The sequence below is a fragment of the Streptomyces tsukubensis genome (genome assembly GCF_003932715.1).
In the GTDB taxonomy this organism is placed as follows: Bacteria; Actinomycetota; Actinomycetes; order Streptomycetales; family Streptomycetaceae; genus Streptomyces; species Streptomyces tsukubensis.
The window spans coordinates 2,538,150-2,563,420 of sequence record NZ_CP020700.1; the positions used below are offsets into that span (position 1 = coordinate 2,538,150).

Consider the following 25,271-nt stretch of genomic DNA (forward strand, 5'->3'; position numbering starts at 1 on the left):
CTGCCCGGGCGCTGGGCGGGCGTTAGTGCGGAGGTCGCGATGGTGGGGTCATCCACAGCACTCAACCCCCACTGAGCTGGAGATTCGATGAAGCGAACCTTCCGTGCCCGCGCTGTCGTCGCCACCACCGCGGCCGTTGCCCTCACCGTCGCCGCCGGAGCCGGTGTCGCCCGGGCAGGCGACGACGACAAGCGTCCGGGGAAGCCCGGCGAGCGGGAGATCGCGGCCCTGTTCGGGCAGTGGAACGCGGCTCTGCAGACCGGGGACGCACGGATCGTCGCGGACAAGTACGCGGCGGACGCCGTTCTGCTGCCGACCGTTTCACCGCAGATCCGGACCGACCGGGCGGGGATCGTCGACTACTTCGAGCACTTCCTGGCGAAGAAGCCGCGGGGCGAGAAGATACGTTCGGTGATCAACGTGCTGGACGGGAACTCGGCCGTGGACGCGGGCCTGTACCGGTTCCATCTGACGGACCCCGCGACGGGCAAGGTGTCGCAGGTCGTGGCCCGTTACACCTACGCGTACGAGAAGCGCGGCGGGAAGTGGCTGATCGTCAACCACCACTCCTCGGTGCTCCCGGCCGACGGCTGATCCGCAGGCCGATCCGGACCCGGAGGCCGCTCCCGGGAGCGTCGCCCAGGCCGACCGTACCGCCGTCGTCCGTCACCAGCCGCCGGACGACGGCGAGGCCGAGGCCCGTACCGGAGCGGCCGGTGAGGCCCTGGCCGCGCCAGAAGCGGTCGAAGGCGCGGAACTGTTCGGCGGCGGACATGCCCGGGCCCTGGTCGAGGACTTCCAGAACGGCTTCGTCGCCGTCGGGGGCGGCCGTCAGCCGGATGGTGATGGTGCCGCCGTCGGGCGACACCTCCAGGGCGTTCGAGAGCACGTTGTCGAGGACCTGGTCGAGGTTGCCGGGGCCGGCGAGGACGTACAGGCGGTCGTCCACGTCACCGGCCAGGACGATCCTGACCCGGCGTTCGTCGGCGGCCGGACGCCAGACGCTCAGCCGCTCCGCGACGAGTTCGCGCAGCGGCACCGGCTCCGGCGTGGACACCTGGGCCTCCGCCCTCGCCAGTACCAGCAGTCCGCTGACCAGCCGGCTCATCCGGACCACCTCGGCGGTGGCCTGCTCCACGTCCTCGCGGACGAACTCGTCGTCGACGCCGTCCGCGATGTTGTCCAGGGAGAGGCGCAGCGCAGTCAGCGGGGTACGCAGCTGGTGCGAGGCGTCGGCGACGAAGATGCGCTGGGCTGCGACGAGGGTGTCGAGGCGTTCCGCGCCCTGGTTGAGGGTGCGGGCCAGGGTCCGGGTCTCCCGCGGGCCGGTGATGGGCGAGCGGGCCGTCAGATCGCCGTCGCTGAACCTGCTGGCCATGTCGTTGAGCTGGCGCAGCGGTTTGGTGAGCAGCCTGGCCGCGATCGCGCCCAGGCCCGCGGCGATGGCGAGGACCCCGACCGCGAGGACGGCGCGGAAGCCCCAGACCTTCCAGAGCCGGTCGCTGAGGTCGTCCGTGGCGTACCGGATCCGCAGTGCGCCGACGATCGCGCGGTCGCCGGTCTGCGCCCGCGCGGGCACGGTGATCGCCAGCTCCGGGCCCCAGACCGGCTGTTCGCCCCAGTCGACGGTGGTCCGGCCGTCGCGCAGGGCGAGCAGGAAGGCCGAATCGTCCGGGCGGGCGGGCCGTCCCAGCGACGGTACGGCCGTTCCGTCGGCCCAGACCGCCTCGACCACCCCGGGCGTCTCGTCGGCATAGGCCTCCGCGACCCGGTCCAGCGCCTGCCGGGCGGGCGCGTCACCGCCGAGGAGCAGGGCCATCGTGGTGGCCTCGCGCCGGACCGAATCCTCCGTGTCGTTGCGGAGCTGGGTGGTCAGGGTGAAGGCCACGGGCACGGTGAACGCCGCCAGCGCCACCCCGACGAGCAGCACATAGCTGACGATCAGCCGCCGGAGCATGCCGCTCCGGCGGCCGCGGGCGGCGGTGCCGGAGGGCGGGCCGTCGTCGCGCAGGGGGTGATGCGTCATATGTGGCGTGCGGGGTGCGGGGGGTGTGGGGCGGTGCCCGTGTTCGTGCCGGTGCCTGTGTTCGTGCCTGAGGCCGTGTTCGTGCCCGGGCCGATGTCCGGGCCGGTGTCTGAGGTCGTGTCCGGGCCGGTGCCTGCCCCGGTGTCCGGGCCGGTGCCTGTGTCCGTGACGACGAGACGGAAGCCGACGCCCCGCACCGTTTCGATCACCACCGCGCCCGCCAGTTTGCGGCGCAGCGCCGCCACATGGACGTCGAGCGTCTTGGTCGGGCCGAACCAGTTCGCGTCCCAGACCGCCTCCATGATCTGCTCGCGCGACATCAGCGCTCCCGGCTCCTCGGTGAGGAAGGCCAGCAGGTCGTACTCCTTGGGCGTGAGCGCCACCTCCGTGCCGTCCAGCCGGACGCGCGCCGCCTTGCGGTCGACCAGCAGCCGTGAGCCGTAGCGGTCGGGGCCGCCGTACACGAACTGCGCGGGCCTGACCCGCCGCATCACCGCGCGGATCCTGGCGATCACCTCCCGTACCCCGAAGGGTTTGGAGACGTAGTCGTCCGCGCCGATCTCCAGGCCGACCACCCGGTCCGTCTCGTCGCTGCGGGCGCTGATCACAATGATCGGTACGTCGCCGCGGCGGCGCAGCGCCCGGCAGACGTCGAGCCCGTCGGTATCGGGCAGGCCGAGGTCCAGCAGGACCAGGTCATAGGGGTCGGTGACGGCCAGGGCCGCCGTGCCCGTGGTGGCCCAGTTCACGGTGAAGCCGTAGCGGAGCAGGCCGCGTCGCAGCGACTCCGCGACCGGCTCGTCGTCTTCCACCAGCAGTACCCGCAATACATGCACGAGGGGCACACTAATGTGCGAGTGGGGGTACGGCGGAGTGGCGGGCGCCGATGGGCCGTTGGCCGGGGCGGCCCTCAGGGCTTGAGGATGAGTTTCCCCGGGGCATGGCCGTGTTCGCTGGCGTACTGGGCCCGGCCCGCGTCCGTGAGCGGGAAGACCTCCGCGACCGGGATCCGCAGCCGTCCCTCGGCGGCGAGGACGGCGTGCGCGGCGAGCTGGTCGGGGTCGCGGACGGCCGTCGAGGAGAAGGTGACTCCGTAGTCGGCGGCGGCCGGGTCTGCGATGGTGACGATCCGGTCGGCCGTTCCGCCCCGCAGTTCGATGGAGTCGGGCAGGGCGCCCTTGCCCGCGGTGTCGAGAACAGCGTCCACCCCGTCCGGGGCGACCTCGCGGACCCGGGCCACCAGTCCGTCCCCGTAGGCGACGGGGGTGACCCCGAGGGCGCGGAGTGCGGAGTGGCGGGCGGGGGACGCCGTACCGATCACATGGGCGCCGCGGGCGATCGCGAGCTGGACGGCGGCGGTGCCGACGCCCCCAGCCGCGCCGTGGATCAGTACGGTCTCCCCGGCGGAGAGGTCCAGCAGGTCGAGCGTGCGCTGTGCGGTCTCGGCGGCGATGGTGAGCGCGGCGGCCTCCTCGAAGGACAGCTCCGGCGGCTTCGCCACGACCACGGAGGCGAGGGCGTACTCGGCGTAGGCACCGGTGTCGGTGAAGCCGAACGCCTCGTCACCGACGGCGAGATGGCGGACATCGGCACCGACCGCGTCCACGACACCTGCGGCCTCGACTCCCGGGACGGAGGGGAGCGGGGTGGGGAAGACGCTCTGGAAGGAACCGTTACGGATCTTGTAGTCGATGGGGTTGACCCCGGCCGCGACGATCCGCAGCCGTACCTGCCCGGGTTCGGGCTCGGGCTGCTCGCGCTCGGTCGGCTCCAGCACTTCCGGACCGCCGAACTCCTCGAACTGGATGGCCTTCATCGCAGGTCCTCGCCCTCTCCAGCCGGCCGTGGCATGCCGGTCACCGGCTGGCCAGAGTAGGCCGGGGACGGGGTCCGGGGGTACGGAGCACGCCCGGGGGGCGATTTCCGGCACCCCAATGAGGGACACGGTCCGCGGGGTGTTGTCGCCGGGGGCTTCCGAGGTGGGCGCGAGGGCTGCGGTACGCGCGGATCCCCCGGCGCGCGCGAAGGCTGTGGTGCGGGCGGATCCCCCGGTGCGCGCGGAGGCTGTGGTGCGGGCGGAGGTGTCGTGCGGGCAGCTCCCCCGGCGGGCGCGGGAGCCCTGGCGCGGGGGTCGGCAGGGGCGCCCGGGGCCTGCCGCGGGTGGGGAGGTCGGGTCCCGGGTGCGGCTCGCCTACGCTGAAGGGGCGACATACACGACCCGGAGGCACGACGCTGTGATACGCCCCTTCGCCCGGCTCGGGACAGCCGGTCTCGTACTGCTGACGGCTCTGGCGACGGGCTGTTCCGCTGCGGCCGTGTCCGGTGGCTCCGCGGACTCCGGCGGTTCCGGTTCCGGTTCCCCGTCGCCCGCGGCCCCGGGGCCGATGGTGCTCCGGTCCCAGGAGGCCCGGGAGATCTTCCAGGACTACGCGGACAGCAAGGCGGCCGCCGACGCGGCGCTCGACGAAGCGTCGATCCGCATGGTCCAGACCGGTCCGCTGCTCGCCGAGTCGCTCGCGCAGTACGCGATCGCCCGGAAGTCGGGCACCGCGCTGCCGCTCGCGGGCTACCGCAATCCGACGTTCCTGATACCCGACGTGCGGAGCGGCGAGGGGTACCCCCGCTGGTTCGCGTCGTTCAGCAAGCGGGAGGGGCGGGAGACGGACCGTACGGCGGAGGTCCACTACTTCGTGCAGGACCGGCCGGGCAGCCCGTGGCGGGCGGCCGTCGGCGGTTCGGCGCTGACCGGGCCCGAGCCCGCGCCGCCGCTGCCTCCGTCCGTCCGGTACGAGGAGTTCGCCGCCCCCCTCCCGGACACGAAGTACCCCCAGGACGTGGTCCGGCCCGGGACCCCGATGCTGCCGGCGCTGGACCGGGCCGCCGCGGGTGCCATCCGGATGTCGGGTACGGCGGCGGCCGACCGCCGGGTGTGCGACACCCTCGCCGCGTCGCTGACCACCACCGTCCCCGGCGAGCCGTCCCCGGCCGCCGTCGCCGCGGACCGGGAATTCGCGTCGGGGCCGTTCACCACCGGGCTGCGGTCGTACGCCGTGGGGCTCTCCGGCGACGGGCTGCGCCGCGACTACACCTACCGGGCCACGGATGCCGGGCTGCCGGTGTTCCGCCTGGAATCCGGCGGCTCCCTGGTGATGTGCACCCTCACCCGCGACCACCGGGTATCGGCGCCCGGCGGGGACCGGACGGTCGCGTTCACGGCCGGCTCGGACACCGACGTCCTGCTGGACGGCGGACGGTCGTTCCGCCGGGTCGACCAGCGCGGCAGCGTCAACGCCCTGGTCGAGCTGCCCGCCGACCAGGGCGAGCCCGCGACCGTACTGTCGGGCAACGGCTACGCCCCGCAGATCCTCTCCGCGACCGGGGTCCGCTGACCCGGACCCCGCGCCCCGCACCCGAAACCGGGTCAGGTCAGGTCAGGGATGCCAGCGTCTCCGGGTCGACGACCTTGGTGTTCTGCGCGGCCGCGATCCTCCACTCGCCGTCGTCCTTGGCCAGGACGTACAGCGGAGTGCCCGGCACCGCGTCGGGCCGCTCGGCCACCAGCGCGGACGGGTCCTCATGGCCCCGGAACACCTCGTCCAGCGCCTCCCCGTCCCGGGTGACCGGCCGCTGGCGGATCTTGACCGCGGCGATATCGGGGCGGATGAAGAGGATGTGCTCGACCGCGTACGAGGCGGTGATCTCGTGGTCGACGGTGGCAGGCAGTACCCGACGGGTGAAGGCGCCGATCTCGTCGGCCCCGGTGAGCCGTTTCCCGTGCGCGGTGGTCCAGAAGGCGTCCGGGCGGAACGGGCCCAGGAACACCTCCGGGAGCGCATTCTGCTGGGAGTACTCGACCCGGGCGACGAGCGCGACGATCGCGTCCACATCCTCCTGCGGGACCTCGACTCCGGCGACCTGAGCAACCTGAGCAACCTGAGCGACCTGAGCGACCGGAATGATCTGAGAGACCTGAGGCTTCATGGCGGGGCTCCTTCACCACCGTGCGCGACCGTGCGCGGTATCCGCCGCGGCCGGGTGACCGCGACGAATACAGCATGCAACCTCAACATTGCTTGAGGTCAACACCCGCCCCTCGCCCCGGCCCTTCCCGGCCCGATGGTGGAGCGGGCTCCACCACGAAGACACCGGCAGGACCGCTCGTGGCGACCCCCCGCCCGTCGGTTGACTTGCTCTCGCAGACGGACAGAAGAGAGCAGGACAGATGACATCGCCTTGGCACCCCGCACAGGACGCGCACCCGACCGCGTATCCGGACGCGCACCCGACGGCCTATCCGGTCGCGCACCCGGGCCCGGAGGCGTATCCGGACCGGCACGCCGGGGCGCCCACGGGCCCGGACCACGGGACACACCCCGCTCCGTACGAGACCTCCTATCCGGGTACGGCTCCGGCTCCCGGCCCGTACAGCGGAGCGCGTACGGACACCGCCCCCGCCGCCCTCCGCCTGGAGTCGGTCACCAAGACCTACGGCACCGGCGCGAACACGGTCACCGCCCTCGACAACGTCTCCGTGTCCATCCCCCGCGGCACCTTCACCGCCGTCATGGGCCCCTCAGGCTCCGGGAAGAGCACCTTCCTCCACTGCCTCGCCGGACTCGACCGGCCCACCAGCGGCAAGGTCCACCTCGGCGACACCGAACTCTCCGGGCTGAAGGAGGCCGCGCTCACCACGGTCCGCCGCGAGCGCATCGGCTATGTCTTCCAGGCGTACAACCTGATGGCGGCCCTGTCGGTCCGGCAGAACGTCACCCTGGTCCCCCGGCTCGCGGGCACCCGCGTCGACGAAGCCTGGCTGGCCGAGGTGCTCCGGCGGGTCGGCATGGACCGGTACGCCGACCGCCGCCCCACCCAGCTCTCCGGCGGCCAGCAGCAGCGGGTCGCCATCGCCCGCGCCCTGGTCACCCGCCCCGACGCGGTCCTCGCGGACGAGCCGACCGGCGCCCTCGACTCCCGTACCGGCAAGGAGGTGCTGAAGCTGTTCCGGCAGATCGTGGACGACACCGGGCAGACGGTCCTGATGGTCACCCACGACCCGGTGGCCGCTTCGTACGCCGACTCCGTGGTCTTCCTCGCCGACGGCAGGCCCGCGGGCACCCTGCACCGGCCGACCGCCGAGCAGATCGCCGACCGGATGACCCACCTCGGGGACCGGTGAGACGCGCCGTGTTCGATATCGCCTGGAGCACGATCAAACACCGCAAGGGCGGTTTCGTCGCCGCCTTCGTCGCCCTGTTCTTCGGATCCGCCGTCATCACCGCCTGCGGGGTGCTGCTGGTGTCCGGGCTGACCTCGGGCGTCGAATCGCAGCGCTACGCCGGGGCGGCCGTCGTGGTCGGCGGGGAGCAGTCCAAGGACATCGCCGAGGACTTCGACCCGGCCTACCCGGAGCGGGCGGGGCTGTCCGCGACGGTGACGGAGCGGATCGCGAAGGTCCCGGGCGTACGGAGCGCGGTCGCGGAGCGCACGATCGCGCTGAGCGCCGCCGACCGGCAGGGACGACCGCTCGGCCTCGGTGATCCGCTGTACGGGCACGGCTGGTCGTCCGCCGTCCTCGCCCCCTTCGAGCTGACGGCGGGCGAGCCGCCGCGCACCGGCCGGGAGGCCGTCGTCGACGCGGACCTGGCCCGCGCGGCGGGCCTGAAGGTCGGGGACCGGATCCGGCTCGCCGTCGGCACGACCCCGGCGCCGTACGAGATCAGCGGCATCGTCGACCCCGTCGGCCGGCAGGTGTCCGTCTTCTTCACGGACGCGCGGGCCGCGGAACTCTCACCCCACCCGGACCGGCTGACCGCCGTCGGGGTGCTCGCCGAACCGGGCACGGACGCGTCGGCGCTCGCGGACCGGATCGCGAAGGCCGTGCCCGGTACGGACATCCACACCGGCAGCGAGATCGGTGATGTCGAATTCCTCGACGTCGGTCAGTCGCGCGGTTTCCTCGTCGGGCTCTCCGCGGCCTTCGGCGGTACGGCGCTGGCCGTCGTCGTCTTCGTCGTCTCCTCCACCCTGGGCCTGGGCATCCAGCAGCGCCGCCGCGAACTGGCGATGCTGCGCGCGATCGCCGCCACGCCCCGCCAGATCCACAAGCTGATCGGCGCCGAGACGCTGCTGGTGTCGGTGGTCGGCTCGGTGCTCGGCGCCGCCCAGGGCTTCCTCGTCGCCGACTGGCTGCGGGCCGCCTTCGCGGAGGCCGGCTCGTTGCCCGCCGACTTCGGTCTGGCCCGCAACCCGCTGCCCGCCGTCGCTTCCGTCGTGCTGTGCGTCCTGGGCGGGCGGCTCGCCGGATATCTCGCGGCCCGGCGGGTGGCCCGGATCCGGCCGGTGGACGCGCTGGGCGAATCCCTGGTCGAAGCCGCGGGGCTGGGCCGCGTCCGGCTGCTCTCGGGTCTGGTGCTGATCGCGCTGGGGCTGGTCGCCGCCGTCGTACTGCCCCTGGTGATCCCCGGGCAGGCCGCGCTCGCCGGGGCAGGCAGCTCGCTGCTGGTGCTGATGGTCGGCGCGGCGCTGATCGGCCCGGCTCTGGTGAAGGCGGCGGCGCGGCTGCTCGGTCCGCTGCTGTCCCGCTCCCGCGTCAGCGGCTATCTCGCCGCGGCGAACAGCGCCGCCAACTCCCGCCGGCTGAGCGGTGCCGTGGTGCCGCTGGCGCTCGGGGCCGCGATGGCGCTGCTCCAGATCTCCCTGCTGACCACCGGCCAGGAGGAGGCGAAGCGGCAGACCGCGGAAGGCATCGTGGCGGACTGGGTCCTCACCAGCGGCGGCGCGGGCACGGGCTTGTCGCCCGAACTGACGGAGACGGTACGGGCCCTGCCCGGGATAGCCGCCGCGACCCCCGTCGCCCGCTCGCAGGTGCTGCTCAACTACGACGAGGCCGACAAGCAGCGGGCCGAAACCTTCAGCGCACAGGGCATCGACCCGGCGGGGCTCGGGCAGGCGCTCGACCTGGACGTCCGGGAAGGCGCTCTGACCGGCCTCACCGGGGACACGGTCGCCCTGAGCCGGATGGCCGCGGGCACGGCCGGTCTCGACGTCGGAGACACCGCCGACCTCCACCTCGGGGACGGCGTACGGAAGAAGCTGAAGGTGATCGCGGTCTACGGGAACGGGCTGGGCTTCGGCGAGGTCACCCTCCCCCACCAGCTGCTGATCCGGCACACCACGAACGGTCTGAACAGCGCTCTGCTGGTCACCGCCGACGAGCGGGCGGGCGGCCCGGCGAAGGCGGGCGCGTCCCTCGGGGAACTGGCCGGGCGGACGCCGACGCTGGCGGTGGTGTCCCCGGACGACTACGCGGCGGCGCAGGAGGGCGCGTACGCCGATCAGTCGTGGACGAGCCTGATAGCCAACGGGGCCCTGCTGCTCTATGTCCTGATCGCAGTGGTGAACACGCTGGTCATGACGGTGACGGCGCGGAGCAGGGAGTTCGCGATGCTCCGGCTCATCGGCACCACCGCCCGGCAGACCCGGCGGATGATGTTCATGGAGTCGTGGGTGGTGGTCCTCACGGCGCTGGCGCTGGGCACGCTGATCGCCCTGCCGCCGATGGTGGGCAGCGCGCTGGCGCTGACGGGCCGGCCCGTACCGCATATGGAGCCGGTGGTGTGGCTCGCGGTGGCCGGGTCCGTCGCCCTGCTGGGCTGGTTCTCGACCAGTCTGCCGACCCGGTCGGCGCTGCGGGCGGAGCCGGTGGCGGCCGCGGGCGTACGGGACTGAGCCGGAGCGCGACCGGAACCCTCATCCGGAACCGGAACCCCCGGTCCCCTGTGCGCGCCGGGACCGGGACCCGATCCCCGTCGCCCCGCCGATCCGTCTGCGGGCGGGGCGACGGCCGGCCGGGCGGACATCCGTACCGCCGGAAACCAGGGGGCGGGGGCCGCTGCCACGGCCCCCGCCCTGCTGTTCAGGGTCTGCTGCTCAGGGCCGGGCCGTCGAAGGCGAGTTCAGATACGCCAGCACCGCCAGCACCCGGCGGTGCCCGCTGTCGTTCTGCGGTGACAGCCCCAGCTTCAGGAACACATTGCCGATGTGTTTGCTCACCGAACGCTCGGTGACCGTCAGCAGTGTGGCGATGGTCGTGTTGTCCCGGCCCTCCGCCATCAGCTGGAGGACCTCCCGCTCGCGCGGGGTCAGCGAGTCGAGCGGATCGTCGCGGCGGCGGTTCATCAGCTCGGCGACGACCTCGGGGTCGAGCGCCATGCCCCCGGCCGCGACCCGTTCCAGGGCGTCCAGGAACTCGTCGACCCGGCCGATCCGGTCCTTGAGGAGATAGCCGACACCGGCCGCGCCGTCACCGAGGAGCTCGGCGGCGTACGTCTCCTCCACGTACTGCGACAGCACCAGCACCGGCAGGCCGGGGATCTCGCGGCGCGCGGTCAGCGCCGCCCGCAGGCCCTCGTCCCGGAAGCCGGGCGGCATCCGGACGTCGAGCACCGCCACGTCGGGGCGGTGGCCGAGGAGCGCGGGCAGGATCTCGGGGCCGGTCGACGCGACGGCGGCGACCTCGTGCCCCGCGGACGTCAGCAGCAGGACGAGACCCTCCCGCAACAGCGCATTGTCCTCGGCGATCACCACACGCACGGCAGCTCCACTTCGATCACGGTCGGGCCCCCGGTGGGGCTGGTCAGGTCCACGGTCCCGTCCAGGGCGGCCACCCGGCGGCGGATACCGGTCAGCCCGCTGCCGCCCGACTCGTCGGCACCGCCGGTGCCCTCGTCGCGTACGGAGACGGCGAGACCACGCGGGATCCGGGCGAGCCGGACCGCCGCCGACGCCGATCCGCTGTGCTTGGCGGCGTTCGTCAGGGCCTCGGCGACGACGAAGTACGCGGCGGCCTCGACGGCGGCGGGCGCCCGGGATCCGGCGGCACCGTGCGCGTCGAGACCGTCGACGGCGACCGTCACCACGAGCCCGCTGCCCGAGGCGAGGGCGTGCACCGCGCCCACCAGCCCGCGGTCGGTCAGGATCGGCGGGTGGATGCCCCGGACCACGTGCCGCAACTCGGCCAGCGCCTCCTCGGCCTGGTCCTGGGCGTCGTCGAGGAGCTTGCGGGCCAGCTCCGGGTTGGTTTCGTACGCCCTGCGGGCCATGCCGACGCGCATCGACAGCGCGACCAGCCTGGCCTGGGCGCCGTCGTGCAGATCGCGTTCGATACGGCGCAGCTCGGCGCCGTGCGCGGCGACCGCATCGGCGCGGGTCTCGGTCAGCCGGGCGACGCGCTGCGCGAGCAGGGCGTTGCGGTGCGCCCCGGGGGTCGGTTCGAGCAGGGCGCGGGACCAGGAGTCGTCGAGGTCGGCGAGGCGTTCGAGGAGCGGGAGGACCCGGGCCCGGCGGCCGAGGGTGCCGCTCCAGAAGCCGTCGATCATGAGCCCGAAGTACCAGACGAAGATCAGGACGAAGAGCAGCGCCCAGCCGAAGACGGCATGGACCAGCAGCCAGCGCAGATCGCGGTAGGTGCTGGGATCCCTGACGGCGGTCCGCAGCCGCTCCCCGAGCGGACCGGTGACCGGAAGGTACGCCTCCCCCACCGGTTCCCCGGTCGACCGCGCGATCAGCTTCCGCTTGTAGCCCGCGACCCGGCGCTGGAAGAGGACGGTCTCGGGCAGGGCGCCCGCGCCGACCACCAGGGCGGTGGCGATGGCCGTGAAGATCAGCAGGACGCCGTAGAAGATCGTGGCGTACGCCATCAGGGCGGTACGGCCCAGCCGGATCGTCGCCCGGAACGCCCGGCCCACCGTTTCCTCCACGCCGACCAGCGTAGACGACGGGCGGGCCGGGCCCGGGGGCCGGATCGGGCGGTGGAGCGGACGGTGGAGCGGACTCCACCACGGAGCGGGGGGCGGGCCGGTTCGCGCCGGAGCGGGGCGGGGAGGCATCGTGGGTGTCACCGGCCCCGGCCGCCCCCGCCGCTCCCGGCACACCGCGTACCGCTTGACGCCACCGCGTACCACGTACCACGTACCGCGTACCGCCTGACGCTCACCGCATGGAAGAAGGTCCCCGATCCCGATGAAGCGCGCGCTCTGGTTCCTGCTCTCCGCCTCGCTTGCCGCCGGGTTCGTCAACGACTTCGTCCTCAAGGACCCGGCCCGGACGGCCGTGGACCTCACGGCGGCCGTGGTCATGGTGCTGTCGGGCGTCGCGCTCTATCTGACCCGCTCGGCGAAGAAGCGTTAGGCCGGGTCCGGGCCGGACGGCAGAGAGCCCCTTCGCTGCACGGGGACAGCGGAAGGGGCTCTCCAGGGCCCAGTGGGGGAAGCGCGTTGCCGCTCAGGGCCCTGAGGGCCGCCCACGGACCCGGGGGGACGGTGAGCGCCGTGGACGACGTGCGGGGGCTGCGGCCCGAGACGGCTCAGGTCGTGCCGTTGTACGGGGGCCGGGGCCGGCCGGTACGGCCCGGTTCCGCCGGGCGCTCCGGAGGTGCCGCGCGCTGGTCCGGGCGCTCCGCGGCCATGGTGGTTCCGGCCGCGGAGGACGACGGTCCGGGCGGGGTGGGGCCCGCGGTGGCGGCGTCCTGGGGTGCCGTCAGGAACTGGTGCAGTGACTTCAGGAAGAGGAAGAGCGTGTCCTCCCCGGGCCCGTCGGAGGCGGCGGCTCCGGTCCCGGGGCGCGGGTCGCCTCCGGTCGGCGTCCGGTAGTCGATCCGGCGCCGGTCCGCCCGGCCACCGCCGTACTCCGCGGTCCACAGCGGGTCGAGACCGCAGGGTTCCATACCGCAGCGCGCGGGACGGGCGCCGGTGCCGCGGCCCGTGGCGGGCTGCCGGTAGCGGTAGCGCCGGCCGTCGCCGTGTCCCTTCCGCTCGCGCAGGTGCAGCGCGTCGGCCAGCGCGGTCCTCAGGGGCCGTTTCATCGCCGTGTCCCTTCGCCGTAGGCCCGGACGGCCCAGTCGTCCTCCGGGCCCCAGTAGCCGGGGGTGGTCTCACCGGACGGGCCGTAGCCCTGCGGGGACGGCGCATAGCCGTCGGAGGGTTCCGGCTGCGACGGGTACCCGGGTTCGCCGTACGGTCCGCCGTACGCGTACCCGTACTCCTCAGGCCCCTGCTGTCCCTGTGATCCCTGCGGCGGCTGCTGGCCGGGATGGCCACCCTGATGTCCCTGATGGGACTGGTGGCCCTGATGGTGCTGGTTCGGCTGGTGCATCTGGTGTGCCGGGTGCGGCAGATGGACCTGGGACTGCGGACCGTGGCCGAAGCCGCGTCCGGACGGTCCGGTTCCGCTGTACGGGCCGTGGGGGTACGGGTGGTGGTGACGGGTGTGCTGCGTGCCGTGGGCGACGGGTCCGTGGGCGTACCCCTGGCCCATCGCGTGCTGGAACGAGAAGTCCGGCTGCGGTTGCGGCTGCGGCGCGTAGGGCCGGTACGTCTCCGGCTGCGACGGCTGCGACGGCTGCGGGTGCTGCGGGGCCGCTCCGGACCCCCGCAAGTGGCCCGGATCGTCCGCCGCGAGCCCTTCGGAGTGCCCCGGCGCGGAGGCCGTCGCCGCCGTGGCGCCCACCGGGACCTTCTCCCCGGCTCCCTCCGGCGCGGCGTCCGAGCCCGGCAGCAGCAGCTCCACCTCGCCGCCCCCGGCCTTGCGCCGCTGGTCCACCCACTCCTCCAGCTGGGCCTGGCAGGCCATGTCCAGATGGGAGATCCCGCGCCCGTCGACGACGACCCGGGCACTGCCCGCGAGGGGCTCCAGCGCGTCGATCAGCTTGGGCAGCCGCAGGAAGGTGGCGTTGCCCTTGAGTTCGAGTGTGGCGGTGTCGCCGTCCTTGACCGTACGGATGGTCATATGGGACATCCGCAGCGCGGTGAGGACCACCGCGACCGCCAGTCCGCCGAGCACTCCGTCGAGGAGGTCGGTCGCGACGATCGCCCCGGTGGTGACGAACATGACGAGCCCCTCGCCGCGGTCCTTCTTCCACATCTTCACGAAGGACGGCGGGTTGAAGAGCTTCCAGCCCGCGTGGAGCAGGACGCCCGCGAGGACGGAGACCGGGATCAGTCCGAGCAGCCCCGGCAGCAGCAGACCGAAGCCCAGCAGCCAGACGCCGTGCAGAATGCGGGAGATCTTGGTCCTGGCGCCCGCGTTGACGTTGGCCGCGCTGCGGACGATGACCGCGGTGAGCGGCATCGCGCCCAGCGCTCCGGAGACCGTGTTGCCCACGCCCTGGGCGAACAGTTCCTTGTTGTAGTGGGTGCGCGGGCCGGTGTGCATCCGGTCGACGGCGGCGGCGCTGAACAGGCTCTCGGCCGAGGCGATGATCGTGAAGGTGACCACCATCATCAGCACCTTGGGATCGGCGAGTCCCGAGATATCGCCGAAACCGGGGATGTTGACCGCGTCCAGCATATTGCCGAAGGCGACCTTCTTGACCTCGAAGCCGGGCATGGCGGCGACCACGCAGCCCAGCATCACCGCGACCAGTGGCGCGGGCACCTTGCCGATCGGCTTCGGCACCTTGTACCAGAGGAAGCAGATCACCACCGCCATCGCCCCGAGCAGCAGTGCGGCGCCCTTCTGCGGATCGCCCAGGACGTCCTTGACCAGGTCCGGCAGGCCCATGATGTTCTTCGGAGCCGTACCGTGCTGCTTCGAGTCCACCAGCGCGTACGTCTGGCTGAGGATCAGCGGCACCCCGATCCCGGCCAGCATGCCCTGCACCACGGAGAGGGAGATCGACTGGAAGATCCGGCCCATCTTCAGCGTGCCCAGGATCATCTGGAGGATGCCGCTGACCATGACGACCGGTCCGAGGAGACCCACGCCGTGCTCGGTGGTGAACTCCAGGCACAGCACGGCGAGTCCGGCGGCCGGACCGCTCACCTGAAGGCTGCTGCCGGGCAGGAAGCCGACGACCAGCCCGCCGACGATGCCGGTGATGATGCCCAGGGCGACGGGGACGCCCGACGCCGCCGCGACACCGATGCACAGGGGCAGGGCGACGAGGAAGACGACGACCGAGGCCATCAGGTCGGCGCCGAGGGAACCGGAGCCCGCGGGGGCTGCCGGTGAACCCGCCGTGGGGCGGCCGCTGCTCCTTCTCGCGTGGCGTCCCGCACCGGGACGTACTCCATCAGGGGACACGGGTTTCCTTTCGCCGCATCGGGGGGCCGGTACCGCGCCGGGAGGGGGGCTTCCGGTGGGGTCGCGTCCGGCGGTCCGGTGCGAGTGGGGGGTGGGGGGTCCGGGTGGGCTCGGCCCGGAGGAAGTGTCAGTTGCGGTGGAACACGCCTTGGGTCTCGTCGAGTTCGAGGACCTCGGCGGTGTCGACGCGGTAGTACCAGCCGTGCAGCTTCAGCCGGCCGGCGTCCAGCGCCGCGCGTACGGCGGGGTAGCCACGGAGGGTCGCCAGCTGGGCCGTGACATGGAGCTGGACATAGCGGGCGAGGGTGGCGTCGTCCGGCGGGGTGCCGAGCATCGGGGCCAGGGCGGGGCGGGCGAAGGCCACCCACTGCGAGACGCTGGGCAGTTCGGTCAGATCCTGGTCGTTGGCGAGGGCGCCGACGGCACCGCAGTGGGAGTGGCCGCAGACCACGATGTCGTGGACCTTGAGGACCTCGACCGCGTATTCGATGGTCGCGGCCTCCGCGCACTCCCGCTCGGCCTCGTACGGCGGAATGATGTTGCCCGCGTTGCGCAGTTCGAAGACCTCGCCCGGGACGGCACCCGTGATCAGTGCGGGGATGACCCGGGAGTCCGAACAGCTGATGAAGAGGGTGCCGGGCGTCTGTCCGGCCGCGAACCTGCGGAACGTCTCGCTCTCGGGGGCGACGCGGTGGCGGAAGTTCCGGGCATTGGTGAGCAGTCGCTTCATGTCACGCTCCTTGGGGGTACCTCCGACGCCGCCGGGCGTCGGGAGAGGGGGCCGGCCGCCCTCCGTGGCCCGCCGACAGGTGCGTGGGGGTCGGCATATGCCTGGCGCGGGAGGTACGGGGCGGGCGGGACGGCTGGTACGGCTGGAACATCCGGGGGGATGCCTTGGCCGTGAAGCATGGGCCCACGCGATGAACCATCCGTGAGATCGGAGTGAGAGAGTTCTCACCGCCGCGATGAGCATCTGACAACGATGTCGGATACGGACGGCGCCGGGCACCGCCGGATCGCCGGGCCCCGCGGCGGGTCGGTCCGCCACGGGTACGCCCCCGCTGCACGCGACAGCACGGCGGCACAACAGCACGGCGGCACGGCGGCACGGCGGGGGCGCGCCGCGCCTCACGCCCGGAGGCGGTAGCCGACTCCGCGGATGGTCTCCACCCGGTCGGGGCCGAGTTTGCGCCGCAGATACCGGACGTACACATCGACGATGTTGGACCCGGGGTCGTAGTCGAACCCCCAGACCCGGCTGAGGAGCTGTTCCCTCGTCAGTACCTGGTCGGGGTTGCGCAGGAACACCTCGGCCAGCGAGAACTCCCGTGCCGACAGTTCGGCCACCCGGCCCTCCACATGCACCCGCCGGGTCCGCAGGTCGAGGACGAGGTCCCCGACGCGCAGCACGGACGCCTCCGGTCCGCCCTCGCCGCGCAGCCGCAGTTTCACCCGGGCGAGCAGTTCCTCGAAGGCGAAGGGCTTGGAGAGGTAGTCGTCGGCGCCGCCTTCGAGCCCGGCGACCACGTCCGAAACGCTGTCCCTGGCGGTCAGGATGACCACCGGCAGCGTCACGCGCAGTTCGCGCAGCTTGCGCAGGACGGTCAGCCCGTCGACCGCGGGGAGGCCGAGGTCCAGGATCATCAGATCGCAGTCCCCGGCCCGGGCGTGCTCGTAGGCGGAGAGCCCGTCACCGACGACTGCCGTCACGAACCCGTTGCTCCGGAGCCCCTTTTCGACGAAGGAGGCGATTCCGGCTTCGTCCTCCGCTATCAGTATCCGTTGCATGATGTCCCTTCTGCCAGGAGAAGTGCGCGGGCAGGTCCAGTACGAAGCGGGCGCCGCCGGTCTCGGCGTCCTCGACCCATGCCGTACCGCCGTGTGCCTGGGCGATCTCGCGGACGATGGCCAGTCCCAGCCCGATTCCGGTACCGGCCTGGGCCGGTGAAGCGACCCGTCCGGCCTGGACGAACCGGCCGAAGATCCGCTCCCGGTCCACGGGGCCGACGCCGGGGCCGCTGTCGCGGACCCAGAGCAGGATCCGTCCGTCGCGTACCGCCGAACCCATCTCGATGAGATCGCCGTCGAGGGTGTGCCGGACCGCGTTGGCGGCCAGTTGGATCAGGCCCTGGGTGAGCCGCTGGCCGTCGACGAGGACGGTGGCCTCGGAGACCGCGGCGACCCGCCAGTGCCGGTTGCCGAGGGCCCGGGCCTTGGCGACCACATCGACGATGAGATCGGTCAGATTGGTCTCGCCGACCGTGAGGAAGTCCGGCCGTTCGGCCCGGGCGAGGAGCAGCAGATCGTCCACGATGCGGCTCATCCGGTCGAGCTCGTCGACGACGAGGGCCCGGGTGACGTCCCATTCGACGGCCCAGTCGCCGCTGCCGTTGCCCATCAGTTCGAGATGGCCCCGTACGACGGTGATGGGGGTGCGCAGCTCGTGGCCGACCTCGTCCAGGAAGCGGCGCTGGGTGGTGAAGGCCCGTTCCAGCCGGTCGAGCATATGGTTGAAGGTGTGGGCGAGCGCGGCGACGTCGTCGTCCCCGCGGACGTCGAGCCGCCGGGTCAGATCGGATTCGCCGATCGCGGCGGCGGTCTGGCGCACCAGGCGTACCGGCGCCAGGATCCGGCCGGCCACCAGCCAGCTCGCCAGTCCGGCGCAGACCAGTGCGCCGAAGCCGGTGGCCAGCAGCATTCTGGCCACCTGGCGCTCCTCGCGGAGTTGCCGGTCGCGGAACTCCAGTACCACCAGCCGTACGTCCCTCGGATCCCCGGCGACCTGCACGGGCACCACTCCGTAACGCACCTTGCCGACGGAGGAGTCCAGCCAGCCCACGGCGGTTTCGCCGCGCCACTTCTCCGATGCGAGCACGGCGACGGCCACCGGGTCCCGGTCGAGCCTGATCGGCGGTTCGGCGGCGCTGCGCAGGTCCGCCCGGCCGTCGACGATGCTGAAGAACGTCTCGTCGCGGTTGGGGATGTTCTCCCGCAGGAACTCCTTGAGCAGCGCGGCGCCGTCGGTGTAGGGCCGTCCGTCGGGCTGGACGCGGGTCTGGGCGAAGGTCCGCAGCCGGTTGGCCTCCCACGCCAGCCGGGCTTCGACCTGGTCGTCGAGCTGGGCCTGCCAGACCACGGTGATGCCGACGATGGGCGCGGCGAGGGCCGCGCCGACGAGCAGCATCATCCAGCCGACGATGCGGGAGCGGGCGCTGGCCGTCCGCCGCCGCCGGGGCACTAGTCCGCTCCGTCTTCGTCGTCACCGGACGGGCGGCCGCCCCGGTCGGCGTCACCGTCGCCGTCGCCCTCCTCGCCGTCGTCGCCTTCTCCGGCGGTCGGCATCGGGTGGCCGGATCCGTCGTCGCTGCGCGGCGGCGGAAGGGGCGGTACGGGCCTGCCGCCCGGGTTCCGCGGCGGCGGGGAGGTCCGCTGGGGCGGCGATGCGTACGACGGCGCGAGGTGCGATGGGGAGCCGGTGGACGCGGGGGGCGAGGGCGCCGGGCGCGGCTTCCGGGACGGCGGCGGGCCGGACTCGCCGGTGCCGGTCCGCGGGGGGCGCGAGGTCGCCGGAGGCAGGGGCTCCCCGGTGCCGGGGAGGGAGCCGCCGGACCTTTCGACGATCACCACGGGGCCCAGGTCCAGCGGTTCGGGCTGGCTGGTCAGCACCCGCCCGGCCATCAGTCCGGCACCCGCGAACGCCGCCACCGCGGTGATCACCAGATTCGCTCGCCTCAGTCTCATGCGGAGAGTCTGAATCCCTGATCGAACAGGTGAGTGAAAGAGGAGAGCATTCTCATCCGTGACCGGACGCCGGGACTCCGGGGCGGGGCGCGGGCCCCTCGGGACGGACCGGGGCGCCGGGCCGGGCAGCCCTGCGACGCTGTTCATCCGTAACTCCCTTGAGTTCACCGAGACCACTTCCGACTCCTTCAGCACGCTTGTCACCGCTTCCCGCCCATCGTTGAGCCCCGTTTCTGCACTTTGTTCCGTTCCGATACGCCGGCCAGTTGTGATCGCGGTCGTCGGGAGATACGGCGCGGAGCGCCCGATGATTCAAGGGGAGGCAAAGTCGGGAACCGGCCGGGTCTGCAACACGGAGAAAGGCGGCAGGCGGCAGGCGGCAGGCGGCAGCGGTCAACGGCACTCAGCGGCCTGCTCAGGGGAATGAATGAGTACTCATTCACCGCGCGGCCGAGTAGCCGTACGGATATCCGGCGGTCCCGGTCCGCCCGAGGCTTGGGCCATGACGAAGCGACTGAAGAGCGTGCAGTGGGCGGCCATGCGCCTGCTGATGGGCAGCGCCGGACGACTGAGCAGCGGCATCCGTATCGGCTACCGGCACGGCTTCGACAGCGGGTCGATGCTGGACTACGTGTACGTGAACAAGGCGCGGGGCAGCCTCGGATTCGGCCGGATCATCGACCGCTGCTATCTGAACGCCATCGGCTGGCGGGCCATCCGCGCCCGCCGGGAGCTGCTCAAGGACGTCCTGCGCAAGGAGATCGCCGACCGGGGCGGCCGGGCCGTGGTCCTCGATGTCGCATCGGGACCGGGCCGCTATCTCCAGGACCTCGTCGAGGAGTATCCGGCCGGTGCGGTCCGGGTCGAGTGCCGCGATCTCGACCCGGCGGGGCTCTCCGCGGGGGAACGGCAGGCGCGCGAGCGGGGGCTGACGGGCATCGCCTTCGCCCGGGGCAATGCCTTGGACCCGGGGCCGCTCGCCGACGGGACCGCGCCGGATGTGATCGTCGTGTCCGGGCTCTACGAACTGCTGCTGGACGACGCGGTGATCGCCGCGTCCGTCGAGAGGCTGCGGGGGCTGCTGGCCCCGGGCGGGGTGCTGGTGTTCACCACCCAGACCCGGCATCCGCAGCTGGAGTTCATCGCTGAAGTCCTGCCCAACCGGGACGGGGTGCCGTGGGTGATGAAATGCCGTCCCGTGGAACTGGCGGAGCGCTGGGCGCGGGATGCGGGCTACTCCGGTGTCACCAGCAGGCGGGAGACAGTGGGGCTGTTCACCGTCACCACGGCGCTGCGGTGACCGGGGGCGCGAGGCGACGGCCAGAGGCGCGGCCCCGGCGACAGTGACGGCGACGGCGACGGCGACGGCGACGGCGAAGAGGGCCCGACATCGGAGGCGTTGCCATGCATAGTTCTCGCTGCGGTGGGCGAATCCACCCGAATGGCAAGGACTCGCCACACTCCCCAGGGGATCTTGTCACGGAGTGAGGTCGTGTGCGTACATGGAGTGTCCGTGGATTCGAGGGGACGAGTCCGCGGCGGAGAAATGGCGGGGGGATGATGAGCCATGGCGGTGGCGGTCGTTCCGGGCTCCGCGCCCGGCCGGGAGGTGTCGCGGTCCGCTGTGCGCGGGCCGGGCGGCCTGCCCGCGCAGCGCACCCAGCACACGCTTCCGGCGGACCATGCCGGTTTCGAGGTCGAGCAGTTGCAGCAGATCCGCGGGGTGAGCCGGATCAGAGCCGCGCTGGTGAGCCTGGTCGGGTCCGCCCGGCACGAGCTGCTCAGCTTCGACGATCCGGCCGCGGCGCTCGGTCAGGGGATTCCCGAGTCCTTCCTGAGAAGCGGTGCGCCCGGATGCGCACCTTCCGGGCACACGGCCCGGGTCCGCCGGATTGCGCCCCGGCACGGGCTGTGTCAGTTGCGGGAGCCGTGGCGCTGTCTCGGTGAGGCCAGGGTCACCGAGTCCGTCCCGTTCAAGATAATCGTCGCTGACCGCTCGGTCGCCGCCGTGCCGATCGGCCTCGGACTCGACCCCGGTCCCGGCCTCGGTCTCGGCCCGGGTCCCGGTCCCGGTCTCAGCTTTGGTCCCGGTCCCGGTCTCGGCTTTGGTCCCGGTCCCGGTCTCGGCTTTGGTCCCGGTCTCGACGACAACGACGACAACGACGACAACGATCACAACGGTGTGCTGCTGATCCGGGACCCGGTGGTGGTCCAGGCCCTCGTCAGAACCCATCAGGCCTGGTGGGAGACCGGTGAAGATCCGGTCCTGCGCGTGCTGCCGTCCGGGCCGCCGCCCCATCTGGGGCCGGTGCTCGACGCGATACTGGCCGGGCTGACGGACGATGCGGCGGCGGCCCGGCTGAATATGTCCGGGCGGACCTACAGCCGCCGGGTGGGCGAGCTGATGGCCGCCCTCGGCACCACGAGCCGGTTCCGGGCGGGAGTGGAGGCGGCCCGCCGCGGCTGGATCTGACGGCCGGGCGGGCGCCGAAGGGGCCGGGCCGGCTCAGGACACGATGTCCTTGCGGGCGAAGGCCCGGAAGGAGAGCGCGAACAGCACCAGGGCATAGGAGACGGATACGGCGGCGCCCTTGACCATGCCGCCCCATTCCAGTTGCGGCTGGAGGGCGTCGATCCACGCGAACTGCCAGTGCGCGGGGAGGATCTCCCGCCAGTCGCCCAGTGCGGTGACCGCGTCCAGCACATTGCCGACGATCGTCAGTCCGACCGCTCCGCCGACCGCGCCCAGCGGGGCATCGGTCTTCGTGGAGAGCCAGAACGCCAGTCCGGCGGTGACCAGTTGGGAGAGGCAGATGAAGAGAACGACGAGCCCCAGCCGCGGCAGGGTGTCGGCGGCATCCAGGGAGCCGCCGGTGGGCAGCTTCAGCGGACCCCAGCCGTAGGCGACGGTCCCGACGGCCAGCGCGACCACCGGCAGCATCACGATCGCCGCCGCGCTGAAGCCGAGGGCCACGGCGAGCTTGGACCACAACAGCCTCGCCCGGGGTACGGGGGCGGCCAGCAGATAGCGGAGGGAGGACCAGCCCGCCTCGGAGGCGACGGTGTCCCCGTGGAACAGCGCCACCGGGATCACCAGCAGAAAGCCCGCCGAGACAAAGAGGCAGGTGGCCGCGAAGTTGGCGCTCGACGCGGTGGCGGTGTCCATCAGCGTGATGCGGTCGTTCTCGCCGCCGTCCGGACTGCCGCCGATGGCGAAGGCGGCCACGAGGATCAGCGGCAGGGCGGCGAGCACCGCCGCCATCACCATCGTCCGCCGGCGCTTCAGCTGGCGTACCGCCTCGACGCGCAGCGGCAGAGTGCTCCGGGGCCGGTAGCCGGGCGCCGCCGCGGTGGACGGGGCGAGGCCGCTCATGCGGACCCTCCGATCAGGGTGAGGAAGGCGTCTTCGAGGCGGCGGTAGGGGCCGGCTCCGGTCACCGGCACGTCCAGCCGGACGAGTTCCGCGATCAGCTCGTTCGAGGTGGCGCCGGAGAGCCGGACGAGGAGCCCCTCGTCGACACGGCGGGCCGACCCGATGCCCGGGAGGGCTCCGATCTTCTCGACGACCGGATCGGACAGCGGCACCGCGGTGGTGACGAGCAGAGTGTCGCTGCCGCCGGTGATCTCGGAGACCGGACCGGCCTGCACCAGCCGGCCCCGGTCCATCACCACCAGATGGGTACACGACTGCTCCACCTCGGAGAGGAGGTGACTGGAGACGATCACCGTACGGCCACCGGCCGCGTATCGGATCATCACCTCGCGCATCTCGCGGATCTGCGGCGGGTCGAGACCGTTCGTCGGCTCGTCGAGGATCAGCAGATCCGGGAGGCCGAGCATGGCCTGGGCGATGGCGAGCCGCTGGCGCATGCCCTGGGAGTACGTGCGCACCGCGCGGGCCAGGGCGTCGCCGAGGTCCGCGATCTCCAGCGCCTCTTCCAGCCGGGCGTCCTCGGCGGGGCGCCCGGTGGCCTGCCAGTACAACTCCAGGTTCTCCCGGCCCGACAAATGCGGGAGGAAACCGGCTCCCTCGACGAAGGCGCCGACCCGGGAGAGCACGGGCGCGCCGGGGCGGATGGCGTGGCCGAAGACCCTGATCTCGCCCTCGTCGGGGCGGATGAGGCCCATCAGCATCCGGAGGGTGGTGGTCTTGCCGGCGCCGTTCGGCCCGAGCAGACCGAGTACCTGCCCCTTCTCGACCCGGAAGGAGAGTTCCCGTACGGCATAGCGGTCGGTCGCTCCGGCGTACCGCTTGGTGAGACCGGTGATCTCCAGGGGCACGTCGGCGAGGGCGGGGTCGGGTGCCGGGGCCGTGGTGCGGCGGCGGGCGGTGAGCAGCAGGCCCGCGGCGATCAGGGCGGCCGCGGCCGGCAGGCCCCAGGTCCACCAGGGCAGGCCCGCGGCCTGGGTGCGGATCCCGGGCGCGGTCGGGACGGTCAGGGTGCCCGTTGCCACGGCCGCCTTGCCGGTCCCGGTCGCCTTGCCGGTCCCGGTCGCGGCCGGGTTGCCGGTGCCGGAGGCGGCTTCGGTGCCTGTGCCTGTGCCGGTGCCTGTGCCGGTGCCTGTGCCGGTGCCTGTGCCGGTGCCTGTGCCGGTGAGGGCGACGGTGTAGGTGGCGGGGGCGGCCGGGGAGGCGTAGCCGAGGTCGGTGGCGGAGAGCACCAGCCGCAGCCGGTGCCCGGCGTCGACCCGGTGGTCCACGGCGGGGAGGGTCAGCCGGATCTCCTTGCCCTTCTCGGCGCCCTCGACCCGGACGGGGGCGACCAGCTGGGCGGGGAGGACCTGGCTGCGGCCGTCGGGGCCGACGTCGTACACCTTGCCGAAGAGGACGGCTTCCCCGGTGGAGGAGGTGACCCGGAGCCGGACGACGGGCGATCCGGTGATCTGGAGGGCCCGGTCCAGCGGCGCCGATTCGAAACGGGCGTGCTGTCCGGGGAAGTCGAGACCGAGACCGATGCCGAAGGAGGAGAACTGGCCCAGTCCCCCGCTCACTCCGGGCACGGCCGAGATCGCGGGCGGGGTGCCGCCCGCCGGGTTGCCGAAGGTCTGGGGCCGTCCGGAGAGCGTGACCGGGCGCGCACCGGCGGCCAGTCCCGGGTAGCTGTCCGCGGTCGCCCCGCGCAGCCGGGCGGCGCCGTCGGTGGAGTCGAGCCCGCCGGTGCGGCTCACCCGGAACGCGGGCCCGGTCCCCGTGCCCTTGTCGTCCTTCAGATAACGGTCGAACCAGGAGGTGACGCGCTGTCCGATCCGGTCGCTCTCGGAGTCGCCGCCGTCGTGGCCGCCGCTGATCCAGTCGACGGCGACGGGGGCGCCGTTGGCCCGGATCTGCCGGGCCATGGCATCGGCCTGCCCGAGCGGGAAGAGGGAGTCGGACTGCCCCTGGACGACCAGGGTCGGGACGGTGATCCGCTTGCCGACGGCGGACGGGCTGCGGGCTTCCAGCAGCTGCCGGGCCGCGGCGTCGGGCTGTCCGGAGACCGCGACCCGTTCGTACATGGCGCACAGCTCCGGCTGGAACCGTCCGCAGCCCGCGGCGGCGGGGCCGCTTCCGCCCGGCGGGCGCCCCGGAGCGTCCGTATCAGGCGCGGGCGGGGTGCCCGGTGCCGTCGCGGACCCGGTGGAGAAGAAGATCCCGGCCCACAGCTTCTTGAAGACGCCGCCGGGGAAGAGGGAGTCCGCGAGGTTCCAGTAGGTGATCACGGGCGCGATGGCATCGACCCGGCGGTCGTGCCCGGCGGCCAGCAGGGCGACCGCGCCGCCGTACGACGCCCCGGCGACGCCCACCCGGGGGTCCCCCTCCGCGTCCTTGCGGACCTCGGGACGCGCGGCCAGCCAGTCGAGGAGCCGCGAGACGTCCTTCACCTCATGGGCGGGGTCGTTGAGCCCGATCCGCCCGGTCGACTTCCCGAACCCCCGGGCGGACCAGGTGAGCACCGCGTAGCCGTCCCGGGCCAGCCCCTCCGCCTGCTTCCGGACGTCGTCCTTGCTGCCGCCGAACCCATGGCCGAGCAGCACGGCGGGCCGGGGTGCGTCCCGGTCTCCCGCAACGAAGTAGGAGGTGTCGATCTGCGCCCCGGGCATCGGCCGCATCGCGTCCTCACGGTGCACGGCCGGTCCCGGATCGTCGGCGGCGACCGCCCAGGTACCCCCGCCCGCAAGGGCGACGAGGGCCGTGGCGCCCGCGAGCCACCGGCCGCGCGAGCGGGGCCGGGGAAGTCGGATCTTCATGAGAAGACCCTAAGGCGGAACAGCCGCGCCCGACCGGCGACCCCAGGGGGAATCCCGCGCACTCCCCCGGAGGTAGCCGCCGGCCGCCCCGTACACCGCCCGTGGTACGCGCCCCGGAGGATCACCTCGGCTGACAGCGGCCCCGCAACCTTACGTACCCACTGGTGCACCATGCGCCACGGCAGCCGCCTGCGCC

20 protein-coding genes and 1 pseudogene are annotated in these 25,271 nt (G+C 72.8%); 7 read left to right on the plus strand and 14 right to left on the minus strand.

Going from position 1 to position 25,271, the window contains the following annotated elements:
• Positions 1–87: 87 nt before the first annotated feature.
• On the plus strand, positions 88–594 hold the full coding sequence (locus B7R87_RS09595) for an SgcJ/EcaC family oxidoreductase (protein ID WP_006349239.1): 507 nt from the start codon (positions 88–90) through the stop codon (positions 592–594).
• Here the strand turns inward: B7R87_RS09595 and B7R87_RS09600 are convergent.
• The 3 genes and pseudogenes from B7R87_RS09600 to B7R87_RS09610 all read right to left on the minus strand — a co-directional run bounded on the left by B7R87_RS09600 (position 557) and on the right by B7R87_RS09610 (position 3,842).
• A complete protein-coding gene (locus B7R87_RS09600) occupies positions 557–1,957 on the minus strand; it encodes a HAMP domain-containing sensor histidine kinase (RefSeq protein ID WP_040916288.1) in 1,401 nt (466 codons plus the stop codon). The two genes, B7R87_RS09595 and B7R87_RS09600, sit on opposite strands and share 38 nt — an antisense overlap.
• 200 nt (positions 1,958–2,157) lie before the next feature.
• Positions 2,158–2,853: pseudogene (locus tag B7R87_RS09605) on the minus strand (response regulator transcription factor); the annotation flags it as partial.
• Between the two features lie 83 nt (positions 2,854–2,936).
• Positions 2,937–3,842 carry an NADP-dependent oxidoreductase gene (locus tag B7R87_RS09610; RefSeq protein WP_006349236.1) on the minus strand — a complete coding sequence of 302 codons (906 nt, stop codon included), beginning with the start codon at positions 3,840–3,842 and terminating at the stop codon, positions 2,937–2,939.
• Positions 3,843–4,260: 418 nt separating this feature from the next.
• On the opposite strand from B7R87_RS09610, the gene B7R87_RS09615 reads away from it, so the two are divergent.
• On the plus strand, positions 4,261–5,415 hold the full coding sequence (locus B7R87_RS09615) for a hypothetical protein (protein ID WP_006349235.1): 1,155 nt from the start codon (positions 4,261–4,263) through the stop codon (positions 5,413–5,415).
• A gap of 37 nt (positions 5,416–5,452) precedes the next feature.
• On the opposite strand, the gene B7R87_RS09620 is transcribed toward B7R87_RS09615, so the two are convergent.
• Positions 5,453–6,007 carry an SgcJ/EcaC family oxidoreductase gene (locus tag B7R87_RS09620; protein WP_006349234.1) on the minus strand — a complete coding sequence of 185 codons (555 nt, stop codon included), beginning with the start codon at positions 6,005–6,007 and terminating at the stop codon, positions 5,453–5,455.
• A gap of 241 nt (positions 6,008–6,248) precedes the next feature.
• On the opposite strand from B7R87_RS09620, the gene B7R87_RS09625 reads away from it, so the two are divergent.
• Positions 6,249–7,202 carry an ABC transporter ATP-binding protein gene (locus tag B7R87_RS09625; RefSeq protein ID WP_006349233.1) on the plus strand — a complete coding sequence of 318 codons (954 nt, stop codon included), beginning with the start codon at positions 6,249–6,251 and terminating at the stop codon, positions 7,200–7,202.
• Positions 7,199–9,754 carry an ABC transporter permease gene (locus B7R87_RS09630; RefSeq protein WP_040916287.1) on the plus strand — a complete coding sequence of 852 codons (2,556 nt, stop codon included), beginning with the start codon at positions 7,199–7,201 and terminating at the stop codon, positions 9,752–9,754. Before B7R87_RS09625 ends, B7R87_RS09630 begins: the two co-directional genes overlap by 4 nt.
• 201 nt (positions 9,755–9,955) lie before the next feature.
• Here B7R87_RS09630 and B7R87_RS09635 read toward each other — a convergent pair whose 3' ends face one another.
• Positions 9,956–10,618 (minus strand): LuxR C-terminal-related transcriptional regulator, encoded by a 663-nt coding sequence (locus tag B7R87_RS09635; protein ID WP_006349231.1) that lies wholly within the window; start codon positions 10,616–10,618, stop codon positions 9,956–9,958.
• Positions 10,606–11,784, minus strand: coding sequence for a sensor histidine kinase (locus tag B7R87_RS09640; RefSeq protein ID WP_040916285.1), 1,179 nt, complete (start codon positions 11,782–11,784; stop codon positions 10,606–10,608). Before B7R87_RS09640 ends, B7R87_RS09635 begins: the two co-directional genes overlap by 13 nt.
• A 262-nt stretch (positions 11,785–12,046) precedes the next feature.
• Here B7R87_RS09640 and B7R87_RS09645 point away from each other — a divergent pair, with 262 nt between their 5' ends.
• Positions 12,047–12,214 carry a hypothetical protein gene (locus B7R87_RS09645; RefSeq protein ID WP_157997772.1) on the plus strand — a complete coding sequence of 56 codons (168 nt, stop codon included), beginning with the start codon at positions 12,047–12,049 and terminating at the stop codon, positions 12,212–12,214.
• A gap of 175 nt (positions 12,215–12,389) precedes the next feature.
• On the opposite strand, the gene B7R87_RS09650 is transcribed toward B7R87_RS09645, so the two are convergent.
• From B7R87_RS09650 to B7R87_RS09675, 6 genes are all read right to left on the minus strand, one after another.
• A complete protein-coding gene (locus B7R87_RS09650) occupies positions 12,390–12,887 on the minus strand; it encodes a hypothetical protein (protein WP_006349229.1) in 498 nt (165 codons plus the stop codon).
• Positions 12,884–15,106 (minus strand): SulP family inorganic anion transporter, encoded by a 2,223-nt coding sequence (locus B7R87_RS09655; RefSeq protein ID WP_391116176.1) that lies wholly within the window; start codon positions 15,104–15,106, stop codon positions 12,884–12,886. Before B7R87_RS09655 ends, B7R87_RS09650 begins: the two co-directional genes overlap by 4 nt.
• Before the next feature lie 127 nt (positions 15,107–15,233).
• On the minus strand, positions 15,234–15,836 hold the full coding sequence (locus B7R87_RS09660; RefSeq protein ID WP_006349227.1) for a carbonic anhydrase: 603 nt from the start codon (positions 15,834–15,836) through the stop codon (positions 15,234–15,236).
• A gap of 398 nt (positions 15,837–16,234) precedes the next feature.
• Entirely contained in the window at positions 16,235–16,894 is a 660-nt protein-coding gene (locus tag B7R87_RS09665; protein ID WP_040916291.1) for a response regulator transcription factor, read from the minus strand.
• On the minus strand, positions 16,797–18,293 hold the full coding sequence (locus tag B7R87_RS09670; RefSeq protein WP_045853078.1) for a sensor histidine kinase: 1,497 nt from the start codon (positions 18,291–18,293) through the stop codon (positions 16,797–16,799). The genes B7R87_RS09665 and B7R87_RS09670 overlap by 98 nt, the downstream gene beginning before the upstream one ends.
• 50 nt (positions 18,294–18,343) lie before the next feature.
• Positions 18,344–18,847 (minus strand): hypothetical protein, encoded by a 504-nt coding sequence (locus B7R87_RS09675; RefSeq protein WP_130584613.1) that lies wholly within the window; start codon positions 18,845–18,847, stop codon positions 18,344–18,346.
• Positions 18,848–19,349: 502 nt separating this feature from the next.
• Here B7R87_RS09675 and B7R87_RS09680 point away from each other — a divergent pair.
• Entirely contained in the window at positions 19,350–20,147 is a 798-nt protein-coding gene (locus B7R87_RS09680) for a class I SAM-dependent methyltransferase family protein (protein WP_040916280.1), read from the plus strand.
• A 267-nt stretch (positions 20,148–20,414) separates the two neighbouring features.
• The gene (locus B7R87_RS33450; protein WP_006349223.1) at positions 20,415–21,320 is read left to right on the plus strand and encodes a hypothetical protein; all 906 of its coding nucleotides are present in this window, start codon (positions 20,415–20,417) and stop codon (positions 21,318–21,320) included.
• A gap of 33 nt (positions 21,321–21,353) precedes the next feature.
• Here the strand turns inward: B7R87_RS33450 and B7R87_RS09690 are convergent, their stop codons facing one another.
• Positions 21,354–22,220 (minus strand): ABC transporter permease, encoded by an 867-nt coding sequence (locus B7R87_RS09690; RefSeq protein WP_006349222.1) that lies wholly within the window; start codon positions 22,218–22,220, stop codon positions 21,354–21,356.
• Positions 22,217–25,075 carry an alpha/beta fold hydrolase gene (locus tag B7R87_RS33455; protein ID WP_130584614.1) on the minus strand — a complete coding sequence of 953 codons (2,859 nt, stop codon included), beginning with the start codon at positions 25,073–25,075 and terminating at the stop codon, positions 22,217–22,219. The genes B7R87_RS09690 and B7R87_RS33455 overlap by 4 nt, the downstream gene beginning before the upstream one ends.
• Positions 25,076–25,271: the final 196 nt, after the last annotated feature.